The 12,514-nt window shown below is 56.7% G+C and carries 10 protein-coding genes; 5 read left to right on the forward strand and 5 right to left on the reverse strand.

Translation table 11 applies throughout. The annotated features are described in order from the left end of the window. The 4 genes from OSH04_RS15770 to OSH04_RS15785 all read left to right on the forward strand — a co-directional run bounded on the left by OSH04_RS15770 (window position 1) and on the right by OSH04_RS15785 (window position 3,275). The gene (locus OSH04_RS15770; protein ID WP_009460151.1) at window positions 1-810 is read left to right on the forward strand and encodes a transporter substrate-binding domain-containing protein; all 810 of its coding nucleotides are present in this window, start codon (window positions 1-3) and stop codon (window positions 808-810) included. 18 nt (window positions 811-828) lie between these two features. Then, complete coding sequence (locus OSH04_RS15775; protein ID WP_009460152.1) at window positions 829-1,542, forward strand: ABC transporter permease; 714 nt, start codon at window positions 829-831, stop codon at window positions 1,540-1,542. Then, the gene (locus OSH04_RS15780; RefSeq protein ID WP_021447100.1) at window positions 1,539-2,222 is read left to right on the forward strand and encodes an ABC transporter permease; all 684 of its coding nucleotides are present in this window, start codon (window positions 1,539-1,541) and stop codon (window positions 2,220-2,222) included. The genes OSH04_RS15775 and OSH04_RS15780 overlap by 4 nt, the downstream gene beginning before the upstream one ends. Window positions 2,223-2,285: 63 nt before the next feature. Further along, window positions 2,286-3,275: an asparaginase gene (locus OSH04_RS15785; RefSeq protein ID WP_009460155.1), complete on the forward strand. Its 990-nt coding sequence runs from the start codon at window positions 2,286-2,288 to the stop codon at window positions 3,273-3,275. Window positions 3,276-3,460: 185 nt separating this feature from the next. On the opposite strand, the gene OSH04_RS15790 is transcribed toward OSH04_RS15785, so the two are convergent. From OSH04_RS15790 to OSH04_RS15810, 5 genes are all read right to left on the reverse strand, one after another. Beyond that, a complete protein-coding gene (locus OSH04_RS15790; protein ID WP_251196987.1) occupies window positions 3,461-4,387 on the reverse strand; it encodes a pseudouridine synthase in 927 nt (308 codons plus the stop codon). A 96-nt stretch (window positions 4,388-4,483) separates the two neighbouring features. Continuing rightward, window positions 4,484-7,114, reverse strand: coding sequence for a TRAP transporter permease (locus OSH04_RS15795; RefSeq protein ID WP_407066164.1), 2,631 nt, complete (start codon window positions 7,112-7,114; stop codon window positions 4,484-4,486). 202 nt (window positions 7,115-7,316) lie between these two features. Then, window positions 7,317-8,315 (reverse strand): TAXI family TRAP transporter solute-binding subunit, encoded by a 999-nt coding sequence (locus OSH04_RS15800; protein WP_009460158.1) that lies wholly within the window; start codon window positions 8,313-8,315, stop codon window positions 7,317-7,319. Between the two features lie 69 nt (window positions 8,316-8,384). Next, entirely contained in the window at window positions 8,385-9,278 is an 894-nt protein-coding gene (locus tag OSH04_RS15805) for a MurR/RpiR family transcriptional regulator (protein ID WP_035268571.1), read from the reverse strand. A 164-nt stretch (window positions 9,279-9,442) separates the two neighbouring features. After that, window positions 9,443-9,721 carry an acylphosphatase gene (locus tag OSH04_RS15810; RefSeq protein WP_009460160.1) on the reverse strand — a complete coding sequence of 93 codons (279 nt, stop codon included), beginning with the start codon at window positions 9,719-9,721 and terminating at the stop codon, window positions 9,443-9,445. A 177-nt stretch (window positions 9,722-9,898) separates the two neighbouring features. On the opposite strand from OSH04_RS15810, the gene OSH04_RS15815 reads away from it, so the two are divergent. Continuing rightward, window positions 9,899-12,469, forward strand: coding sequence for an EAL domain-containing protein (locus OSH04_RS15815; RefSeq protein ID WP_266108817.1), 2,571 nt, complete (start codon window positions 9,899-9,901; stop codon window positions 12,467-12,469). The last annotated feature ends 45 nt before the right edge of the window (window positions 12,470-12,514 follow it).

Consider the following 12,514-nt stretch of genomic DNA (forward strand, 5'->3'; position numbering starts at 1 on the left):
ATGAGTTTCCTCAGCAAGACCCTGATCTGTGCCAGCCTGGCCCTGTTGGGCTCCCAGGCTGCAATGGCAGACACCCTGAAAATCGGTACCGAAGGCGGTTACCCACCATGGAGCATGGTGGACGCAGCCGGTAAAGTCACCGGCTTTGACGCCGACGTGGGCGCTGCCCTGTGCAAGGAGCTGAACAGCGATTGCAAATTCATCGTGCAAGCCTTTGACAGCCTGATTCCTTCGCTGGATGCCAAACGCTTTGACCTGATCATCTCGGGTATGTCCTACACCCCCGAGCGTGCCAAGCGCGTGAATTTCAGTATTCCTTACGCCGTTGAAGACGCCATTTTCGTTCTGCCCAAGAACAGTGAACTGGTCGGTGCCGACAACGAACAAGCTATTTTTGATGGTCTGGCTGGCAAAACCATTGGCGTTCAAGGTGGCACCACTCACGGCGCTTTCCTGTCCAAGAAAGCCCCCAAGACCACCGTCAAGAACTACGAGACCCTGGACCAGATGCAAATCGATTTGGACGCCGGTCGTCTGAACGGCACCTTTGCCGACCTGACCTCCCAGTCCAAATTCCTGCATAAAGTCGGCGAGGACAACTTTGCCCTGTCCAAGCTGGTCATCAAAGGCTCTTCCGACCCTGAAACTCTGGGTTATGGCATTGCCGTCGGTATTCACAAAGACAATGCAGAACTGAAAGCCAAGGTTGACGCTGCCCTGTGCAAGCTGATCGACGATGGCACCGTCAAGACCGCCAGCGAAAAGTGGTTTGACATCGACATCGCCAACTACGAGATCTGCAAGAAATAAGTCGAGAAGTACCACTTGATGCTAGAGACCATTTTTAATGTGCTGCGCGAAGGCTGGGGCTGGATGTTCCTTCGCGGAGCAGCAATGACCTTGCTGATCTCCGTTTTGGGCATGGCCCTGGGCGTAGTCATTGGGATTACAGGAGCCAGCATCAAGACCAACGGGCCACGCTGGCTGCGTGGCCCCGTTAGCCTGTACACCACGGTTGTTCGCAGTATCCCCGAGCTGCTCATCATCTACCTGCTGTTTTTTGGCTCGGTCCAAGTCGTCTCCGATCTGGCCGATTTCATGCGCATGGAAGATGTAATGACGCGCTGGTTCCCCGCACTGGTCGGCATTTTGGCCATTGGCCTGATTGCAGGCTCGTACAGCGTGGAGGTGTTTCGCGGTGCCTTGCAAGCCATTCCCGAAGGCCAGATCGAGGCCGCCAAAGCCATTGGCATGTCCCCCTGGCAGCGCCTGCGCCGCATTATCCTGCCGCAAATGTTCTGGTACGCCCTGCCCGGCGCCAATAACGTCTGGCAAACCGCACTGAAAGACACGGCTCTGATCTCCCTGGTGGGTCTGGTCGAGATCATGCGGGCCGCGACCCTGGGAGCCGCCAACACGCGCGAACCCATGGCCATGTACCTGATTGCAGGCGTGCTTTATTTTCTGATTGGTGCCTGTAGTCAGGCCCTGTTTTTGCTGGCCGAACGCTATACCGGCAAAGGCATGAGAGCCCAGGCATGATTGATCTGGAATTATTCAATACCACCGTTGAAACCCTGTTCAAGGGGTTCGGCATGAGCGTCTATATCGGTCTGTGGGGCATTGTGCTGTCGCTGTTCATCGGCCTGTCACTGGCCCTGATGCGCCAGTCCCATAGCCGCATTTTGCGCAGCTTTGCCTTTAGCTACAGCACGGTATTTCGTGGCACCCCATTGCTGGTGCAGTTGTTCCTGCTGTACTACGGTGTGGGCACCCTGAGTTTTGTAAAGGACTCACCCACGTTGTGGTGGCTGTTCAGCGACGGCATGCGCTGCGCGATTCTGGCCATTGGTCTGAACAGTGGCGCCTACGTCAGTGAAGTCTTCCGGGGCGGTTTTCAGGCTGTGCCAGTGGGCCAGATCGAGGCAGCCAAGTCCATCGGCATGTCCGCCTGGATGCGCTTTCGTCGCGTGGCGTTTCCTTTGGCGATTCGCCAGGCCTTGCCCGCATACAGCAATGAAATTGTGCTGGCCATCAAAGGCACCAGTCTGGCCTCGACCATTGCCGTAATGGACCTGACCGGTCATGCCAAACGCTTGATGAACCAGAACTACGCCATCATCGAGACCTTTGTTATTGCGGGTCTGCTGTACCTGCTGATCAACTTTACCCTGCTATCGGTGGTGCACCTGGTCGAGCGCTGGTTGAAAGTGCGCCGTTAAACCGGCGCCACCCCAGGCTCTCCGCACCCCCTAGCGCAACAACTGGACGCGGAGCACCCTCACATGCCGACTCGCCCCAAACTGGCCCTGGTAGGCACCGGCGGCACCATTGCCGCCACAACCCAATCCAATCTTGGTCTGACGGACTACGACATCACCCAGGGCGTAGAAACGCTATTGCAAGCCGTGCCCGGTATCACCGAGCTGGCCGATCTGGAATGCCATCAGATTTTCAACGTGGACAGCCGGGCCATGGGCTCGCTGATGCTGCTGGAGCTGTCCCACAAGCTCAATGCTCTGCTCGCACGACCGGACATCAACGGCGCGGTCATTACCCACGGCACCGATACGCTGGAAGAAAGCGCTTTTTTCCTGCACCTGACCCTGAAAACCGACAAACCCGTGGTTATGGTGGCGGCGATGCGCCCGGCTTCGGCCTTGAGTGCCGACGGTCCACTGAATCTGTATCAGGCCGTGCAAGTAGCCTGCTCTTCGCTGGCACAGGATCAAGGTGTACTGGTACTGCTGAACGACCAGATACACAGCGCCCGTTTCCTGAGCAAGCAACACACCACTCAGACCAGCGCCTTCGGTTCACCCGATGCCGGCCCCTTGGGTCTGGTTGCAGGCGGGCAGCCGCGTTTCATGATGCGTACGCTGCTGCCCCATACGCACAGCAGCCTGTTCGATGTGCGCTCTTTGCACAGCCTTCCTAAAGTGCAGATTTTTTACGATCACCCCGATACTTTGGCCGAACTGTACCGCCACGCCGCACAAAGCGGTGTGCAAGGCATTGTGGTGGCGGCGACTGGCAACGGCAGCCTGACCCCCGGAGCCTTGGAAGGTGTCAGCCGGGCACACCGACTAGGCGTGGTGTGTGTGCGGGCTTCTCGCATCCATGCAGGACCTGTGACAGACAGTGCGTATGACCAGGATCACAACACCATTGCCGCGCATTACTTGCCTGCTCAAAAGGCCCGAATTTTATTAATGCTGTGTCTGGCTGCTCAACTGGAGCACGATGAGATAGAGGCGGCTTTCCGCGACTATTAAGGTTCGGGCTTTCGCCGTCGTCCCTTGGACTAGCTGGCTAGATAAAGGGCACCAGCAGCAAGACTGGCTGTGGCTGTGGCTGTGGCTGTGGCTGTGGCTGTGGCTGTGGCTGTGGCTGTGGCTGTGGCTGTGGCTGTGGCTGTGGCTGTTCGGCAATAGCGTACTCAAGCGCAATGCCAATAGGCTCAAGCCAATTCCAGCTGCCGCTGACTGCTGAGGCGTCTTTGCTCACCCGTTATGGGGTCCACAAAGGCAATGTGCCGAGCCAGCAACTGCAAGGGCTGGCTGAAATCGTCCGCGTCACGCTCCGGCAACAGTTCGGGGTAGAACACATCATTGATAATAGGTGCCCCCAGGCTGCTCAAATGCACGCGTAACTGGTGCTTGCGGCCACTTTTGGGACGCAGGCGGTACAAGGCCAGCTCCTGACCCTGCTCATCCTGCCAGTGGCGTTCGCAAATAATTTCGGTGCTGCTATTGGCCTCGCCCTCAACCTCACACATGACAAACTTGCCGGGCACTTCTTTCATGCAGCTGCTGTACAGCAGCCCATTTGCCAGCTTTTCCTGAAACGGCGCGACCGCTTCATATTCTTTCTCGATCCCGCCCTGCTGAAACAGGGACTGGTAGGCCCCGCGAGCCGCAGGATCACGACAAAACAGCAAGATACCCGCCGTTTCCCTGTCCAGCCTGTGAATGGGGCTGATGCCATCCTCTCCGAAGTCCCGCCGCAGACGAGTCAGCGCGGTTTCGTACAAGTAGCGACCGCCCGGCGTTGTAGCCAGAAAGTGCGGCTTGTCCACAGCAATCAGACGCTCATCCGCGTATAGAACGGGCATATCGAAAGGGACGACCGCTTCGTTTTCCACCATGCGGAAGTACCATAACCAACGATCGGGCTGATAAGGCGAACCAAAATGTTGCGGCACCCCGTCCTGATCCAGAATGTCGCCTCGTGCCAGCCTGTCCAACAGAATCTCGGGGCTGACATGGGGGAAGCGTTCCAGCAAGAACTCCTCCAGCAAGTTCCAGTGCCCGCGCGGGCACCATACTTTGCTGGGGCTGACCCCACCGCGCGAAGGGACAGGCGGCGCACTTGTTGTTGGTGTCATTACAAAAACCAAATAGAAAATGGCCCGCTATTGCAGCGGGCCAGACATCCAGAGCCATCAGTGTACTACCAGCCACCCTCAGGGCGGCTGGCTCGCTCAGCTCTGGACTGCAGCTTGTGGGATGGCATCAAGACGCATCCGCCGGCCTTGCCTTAGCCACAGCCAGAGCAAAATCAGGAACGCGGGAATATAGATCCAAAACTCGGACGGTCGATCTGGATGAGGCACTTTCACCTCCAGAATATCCCAGCCCTGCTCCCACCCGGCTCTAAGCGCTGAACTGCCAAAAGCGACCGATGCCACTTGCGCCGTATCTCCAAAAGCCATCACCGTCAGCCCTGCCTGAGACAAGCGCTTGCTGGCCGCTGCCAAGCCGGTCGCCTCATCTCCTTGCGGCAAGCCGGGCAATGATACAGCCACTGTTTTCTGCAAGTCTTTACCCTCCAGATTCATCCCTGCTAGTTGCACCACCAGATTGCCTCCGTCTGGCGTGTTCTGAACAATCTGCATCAACTCTGACGCGGGACGACTCTGATACTTTTCGCTGATATGGTCCATGAACCAATCGGGTCGGAACAGCATGAACGTCACCAACAAGAGCAAGACTGTCTCCAGCCAGCTTGTTTTGATGCGCAGCCATCCCATGGTTGCCGCTGCAAATGTCAGGGAAGCCACGGTCGCACCCACCACGACCATAATCAACTCCCAGACACTATGTATGCCAATCAACAAGAGCATGGGATTGAAGATGAACATGAAGGGCAGCACGGCTGTACGCATGGCATAGGTCACGCCCTGCACCCCTGTCTTGATCGGGTCCTCCCCTGAAATGGCAGCGGCTGCAAAAGTGGCCAAGCCCACAGGCGGGGTGATGTCCGCCATGATCCCGTAATAAAACACGAACATATGGACGGCAATCAGCGGAATGATCATGCCGCTTTGCGCCCCCAGCTCCACCACCACCGGCGCCATCAAGGTAGCCATCAGAATGTAGTTGGCAGTGGTAGGCATACCCAGGCCCAAAACCAGACACACCGCAGCGGTAAAAAACAGCATGACCAGCACATTGCCCATGGAGACCAGCTCCACAAAGGCTGTCATGCGCAGGCCCAGACCCGTCAAGGTGATAGCACCCACAATCAAGCCGGCCGTCCCGCAAGCAATACCGATGCCCACCATATTGCGGGCACCTTCCTGCAACCCCACCCAGACTTCACTGACTCCTTGGCGCAATGGCTGAGCTGTCGCCTGCTTGCGGAACCAGGCAATGATGGGACGCTGGGTTGCCATCTGGAACAACATGGCCACAACGGCCCAGAAGGCCGACAGGCCCGCAGACATCACTTCTACCGTCAGACACCAGACCAGAATGCCGATAGGGATCAGAAAATACAAACCGGCTCGCACCGTTGGCCACGGTTCGGGGCGCACCGGTGTGTTGACATTGATATCGGTGGGCAGGTCCTCGTGGTCTGCAGCCACTTTCAGCAAAAACACATACAGAACCAGCAGCAGGAACAACAAAATCCAGATAGCGGCGGCACCGGCTACCGCCTGAACCCCTACGCCTATCCAGTACACCAGTCCCATCACAATCAAGGTGCCCGCCGTACCCATGCCCCAGCCGGCCAGCTTCTGCATGAACGTTCTGGGTTTGCCCGATGCCATCATCGGTTGTATTCCCAGCTTGAGCGCTTCCAGATGCACGATATAAAACAACGCGATATACGAAATGACCGCGGGCAGCAGCGCATGCCGAATGATGTCGGTATAGGGAATGCCAACATACTCAATCATCAGGAAGGCCGCCGCTCCCATGACAGGCGGCATGATCTGGCCATTGACGGAAGACGCCGTTTCAATGGCCCCGGCCCGAATACCGCCGTAACCGGCTTTCTTCATCAGGGGAATCGTGAAAATACCGCCCGTCACCACATTGGCAACGGAGGACGCAGACACAATGCCATTCACCGCCGAGGACACCACGGCAACCTTGGCAGGCCCCCCACGCAAATGCCCCAGCAAGGCAAACGAGACCTGCATCATGTAATTGCCCGCCCCGCAACGATCCAGCAAGGAGCCCAGCAATACAAAAATAAAGATATAAGAAACCGAAACGCCCAGTGCGACCCCATAAACCCCTTCGGTAGTCAGCCACATATGCGAGACCAGGCGCTGCAATGAAGCACCACGATGAGACAGCGCATCCGGCAACCAGGGGCCGAGAAAAATATAAGCGATAAAGATCAGAGCCAACACGGCCATTGGCGCGCCCAAAGAGCGACGTGTAGCCTCCAGCAACAACACCAGACCAACACTGGCCACGACCACATCCATTGTGGTCGGGATGCCGGGGCGCATGGCCAGTTCTTTATAGAAAAAGAACAAATATGAGCCGCAAAAAGCAGCGATCAGAGCCAGGACCCAGTCATGAATTGGAATACGATCCCGAGCCGACGTTTTGCGTGCAGGGAAAGCCAGATAGGCCAGAAACATGGCAATGCCCAAATGCAGGGCACGCGCCTCAGTGTCATTGAAAATGCCCAGATTCAGGGCAAAGGGCAGCGGGGAAGCGTACCAAAGTTGAAACAAGGACCAGCCTATGGCCGCCAGAAACAAAACCATGCCCGCTGCGCCCGCAACAGTGCGCCCGCCCCTGTCTACGTCTGCAACCAGCTTTTCCAGTTCTGCCGTTTCATCCTGTGTCAGGGCGACGTCCGGCCCCATTTTCTTCTGTTCTTGTTGTGTCATTTGCATATGTCTCCAGGAAAGCCTGGTTTGAAGCGCCGATGCAGCCGGGTAAAACGACCAAGCACCGATCACCTGGGCCAGGCAGCCCAGGAACTCCAAACCAGAAGCAAGACCACAGCCGGTGCGGTGGCACTTGCGACCAGGCCAGCGTAGCCAGCCTGGTCAATATCAGGCCGCCTTACAGCAGCCCTTTTTCCTTGAAGTACTTTTCAGCCCCTTTGTGCAAAGGAGCAGACAGGCCGTTCTTGACCATGTCTTCTTTTTTCAGGTTTGCCAATGCAGGATGCAAACGCTTGAAATCATCAAAGTTGTCGAACACGGCTTTGACGACGTTATAAACGGACTCTTCAGGGACATCCTCCGACGTCACAAAAGTCGCTAAAACACCGTAAGTTTGGACATCGTCTGGGTTGTTGGGGTACAGACCACCCGGAATGACGGCCTTGGCATAGTAAGGATAGGTTTCGACCAGTTTTTCTACAGCAGGCCCCGTCAGAGGAACCAGCTTGGCGCCACAAGATGTGGTCGGGTCCTGAATATTGGCCGAAGGGTGCCCGACTCCATAGATGAACCCATCAATCTTGCCATCACACAGGGCTGGACCATGTTCGTCCGGGCGCAGTTCGGAGGCCAGCGAGAAAAAGCTGTTATCCAGGCCCATTGCCTGCAACAACTGATCCATCGATGCTCGTGTGCCCGAACCCGGATTGCCTACGTTAAACCGTTTGCCCTTGAAGTCGTCAAAGGTACTGATATTGGCTTCTTTGCGCGACAACACCGTAAAGGGTTCGGGATGGATGGAAAACACCGAGCGCAGCTTGGTGTAGGCACCACCGTCCTTGAACTGCCCTTCGCCGTTATAGGCGTTGTAGCCCACGTCGGACTGCACCACCCCCAGATCCAGTTCGCCCGCCTTGATGGTATTGACGTTAAACACCGAACCGCCGGTAGACTCGACAGAGCATCGCACGCCATCGGTCCCACGGTCTTTATTCACCAACCGGCAAATAGCTCCGCCGGCCGCGTAATACACCCCTGTCACCCCACCCGTTCCAATGCTGACAAATTTTTGCTGGGCACTGGCCGGCAAAGGGCTCAATAACATGGCACATAAAGCGGCGGCTGTGCTTGATGCCAACACCAGTTTCTTACCTGTTTTCTTTGCAGTGTGCTTCATCTTTTGTCTCCCCTGGGGTGGACCCCATTTGAATTGCCGGAATGTCCGGTTTACTTTCTATCGTGGTGCTCAAGGCGGATTGGTGACAGCAACATCACCATCCTGCCAATAAATCTCCTGACGGCGAAATGAGGACTCCAGCTGCGCAAGACGCTCTACTACTGTCTTGCCGCCCTGTGCAGCGATACGAGCCAGCAGATGTTCGGCTACGGTCACAGGCCCTACCAAGGAATGAAAAAAGCTGGCCATGGGCTGCTTGCCCGTATGAGGATCAAACAGCAATACATGCTTGGCACCTTGTGCAATGGGTGACAAGACGCTATCGGTCAGGGCCACCACGGTCGTGCCACGCTCCACCGCAGAGCGAACGCTGTTCACGACGGCCTTCACATACGGAGCCTGGCTGATCACAAGCAGCACGCCACCACTTTCCAGGCCAGTCTCCAGCTCCACCAATACATCTGCGGCACGGTTAAGCAACACCCCGTTGCCACACATCAGTTGATAGGCATAATGCATCTGGAAGGCGCAGGCAAAGCTGGCGCCCGCTCCTAGAAAGCCAACCTTGGGTGCCGCCAGAATGGCTTTCGCACACGCATCCAGCCTGCCTGCCGGATTAAGCCGAAGGACAGACTCCACCGCTGCCTCCTGCTGCTGGCCCAAGGCCTGGGTCTGCTGTTCGGCAGCGCGACTACCTTGCAAGGATTGAGCCCGCGAAGCCATGGTGTCGTCATTGCGATGCAAGGCTTGTTGAAACGGCGCCCGGAAACGGTCATAGCTGTCATAACCGGCAGCCCGTGCCAAACGCAGCATCGTGGCGGGAGCCACTGACAAGGCCTGAGCTTGCCTGCGCATGGACCAAAGGCTGACCTCAACAGGATGGCGCTCCACCCACTGGGCAGCCCGAAGCAACTCAGGCGTCAATTCTGGCAAAATGCGTTGCAGTCGCAGCAAAGGTTCCATTCGGCTTCCATCGACGTTCTGCTGGAAATAAAACGAATGGTAATCTGAACCGACTAAAAAAAAACAAGTGTTTTCCTAGGGTTTGCCCGCAAACTATCTGGCACGTAACCACTTGTTTGTCGGTGAAATGCGCCCCACCAGCTTCTGCCGTCAACGCTGCCGAGCTAGCGTATATCAAAAAAATCGTAGCGTTTGTCTGTGTAAGAACGCTGGATATCTACCTGCTCGACCTGGGCCTGTTCAGGGCCGATATGCAGCCAGCTAACCATCTGATCAATCGCATCCGTACTGCCCTGCAACACCAATTCGACCGAGCCGTTGGCCGCGTTACTGACCCAACCTTTGACGCCGTATAGATGAGCATGGCGTAGCGCACTTGCCCGAAACCCCACCCCCTGCACCCGGCCTTTAACACACACTTCTACCGTTTCACAATCCGCCATTAGCCTGCTCCCTGCTATTTGTGCCCGAAATGTGGCAGCATCCGCCCCGCATCTCAATATTCAGTTAAATTAGTCGCATCATTGTTGCATGACCGCACCCGCCCCCGCTTACCTGCTTTGTGCAGCCTCTACCCTATGAATTTGCCCCGCCTTTTTACTCTATCGCTGCGCAGGGCAATGTACGTGCTAGGCATGCTGGCCGCTCTGGGGTTCGTCGCCCCCGCCGCCCATGCTGCACCGCATTCCCAGCAGCATATTGTGCGCGTGGGTATTTACGAAAACCCACCCAAACTGCTGCTGGACAGCCAAGCCAGGCCCGGCGGCATCATGGGCGAACTCCTGCTGGAGATTGCCAAGCGTGAAGGCTGGGCTCTGGAAGCCGTGCAATGCGACTGGCAGCAATGCTTGAATGCCCTGCAAAATGACTTGCTGGACATTGTGCCCGGCTTGGCTTATTCCCCTGAGCGCGCCGCCCTGTACAGCTTTCACAGTCGCGCCGTGCTGGAGGACTGGTCCCAGATCTTCACAGGTAAAACCACCCATATCGGTGCACTGAACGACTTGAATGGCAAGCGCATTGCTGTCATGAGCGGAACTCTGCAACTAACCCAGCTCTACAATATTTTGCAAAAACTGGAGCTGGGTTCCAAGCTGGTCATTACTGACTCCCAATACAACGCCCTGAAACTGGTCCAAAGCAAACAGGCCGACGCCGCCGTAGTCGGCCATTTATTTGGAGTGCGCCATGCGGGCGAGCACGGCCTGAAAACCGCCCCCATCCGGCTGGAGCCAACCAATACCTACTTTGTCACGGCCAAAGACCGCCACCTGGACCTGCTGGCCGCCATTGATACCCACATCAAGCAATGGCAAGACAACAACGACCCGTTTTACACAGAAACACTGAACCAATGGGGCCTGCGCCTGATCGAGAAACCGACCAAGCCCTGGATTATCCCCGCCTTGCTGACACTGGGTGTCTTGCTGACCATTGCCCTGTTGACTGTCACCCTGATGCGCATTGGCCTGCGTCGTCAACGCAAGAAGCTGGTCCGTACCGAACACCATCTGCATACGGTACTGGATGCGATTGATGCTTACGTCTACATCAAGGACGATCAGTTTCGTTATCAGTACGCCAACCGCAAGCTGTGCGAAGACCTGAACTACACGACCGTCAGCATTGTGGGCAAAACCGACCAGGATTTGTACGCTAACAAGCAGACTATTAACGAGTTTCGCCATAACGACGAGCAGGTGCTGTACAGCGGTGAACGCCTGGCCGTGGAAGAAGTGGTACGCGACCGGAAAGGCGATATCCGCGCGACATTCTTTTCCATCAAAATGCCGGTCAAAGACCCCGAGACCCGGCAGACCAGTCTGTACTGTATCTCCACGAATATCTCGGCCCTGAAAGCCACGCAGTCAGAGAACTACCGGCTGGCTTTCTATGACCCGCTCACCGAGCTGCCCAACCGCCGCCTGCTGCTGCAGCGTCTGGAACGTCACCTGCAGACCATAGAACCGTACAAACGGCCAGGTGCGCTGTACTTCCTGGATCTGGACCGCTTCAAGCACATTAACGATGCACGAGGACACGCAATTGGCGATGCCTTGCTGCGCAAAGTCGCGCGCCGTCTGTCCTTGATGATTGATCCCCAGGATATCGTGGCCCGCCTGGGCGGAGACGAATTCGTCATCCTGAAAATCCTGCATCCCGGCACTGTGCGTGACTGCTACAAGGAGGCCCTGGAGTTTGCCGAACTGGTACGCACCCGCCTGGAGGAGCCCTACAGCATCGAAGGCCACTCCTATCTGAGCAGCAGCAGTATTGGCCTGGCGCTGATTACCGACAGCACCCTGACCTCTGAGGACCTGATGCGTCAGGCCGACACCGCCATGTATCGCTCCAAGGAGAATGGCCGCAACCAGATCACTTTGTACGAACCTGGCATGCAAGAGGCGCTTGAAGAACACCTGAGCCTACAGCACGACCTGCGATTTGCCATTGGTTCGGATCAGTTGCGCCTGTTTGTCCAATCTCAGTACGACAAGCAAAACCGCATCTGCGGGGCCGAAGTGCTGCTGCGCTGGCTGCACCCGACACGCGGCATGCTGACACCCAACCTGTTTATTCCGCTGGCCGAAAGCACGGACTTGATCACCCCCTTGGGCGACTGGATCATGGCATCCGTCTGTGATCTGCTGCTACAGACCCAGGAATGCAGCTTCCCCATTTCCATCAACGTCAGCCCGATTCAGTTCCGTCGACCCGACTTTGCTCGCCGCACCCGCCAGATTCTGGAGAGCAGCGGTGCTCCCGCCCACCGCCTGATCTTTGAAATTACCGAAGGCGTGCTGATGGAGGACTTTGCCTCTGCCAACAGCATGATGCGAGAGCTGAAAGACCTGGGCATCCGCTTTTCCATGGACGACTTTGGCACAGGCTACTCTAACCTAGCCGCCATCCGCCGCCTGCCTCTGTACGAGCTGAAAATGGACCGCAGCCTGATTCTGGGCGTACCCATGGAACAGGAAGCCAACGCCATTGTGCGCACCGTTCTGGCGATGGCAAGACAGCTAGGCCTGCATGTCGTGGCCGAGGGCGTGGAAAACGAGCAGCAAAAAGAATTTCTGCTGCGTCGCGGCTGCCATGCACTGCAAGGCTATCTGTTCAGCGCACCGCAATTGGTGGAGCAGTGGCTGGAAGTGATTCAGCAAGACTGCGGACCGGTGGAGCCGCAGTAAGCTCCTGCATCACCCTTCCAACAATCTTGCATTAGTCCCAAAATG

It is taken from the genome of Alcaligenes nematophilus (assembly GCF_026344155.1).
Taxonomy (GTDB): domain Bacteria; phylum Pseudomonadota; class Gammaproteobacteria; order Burkholderiales; family Burkholderiaceae_B; genus Alcaligenes; species Alcaligenes phenolicus.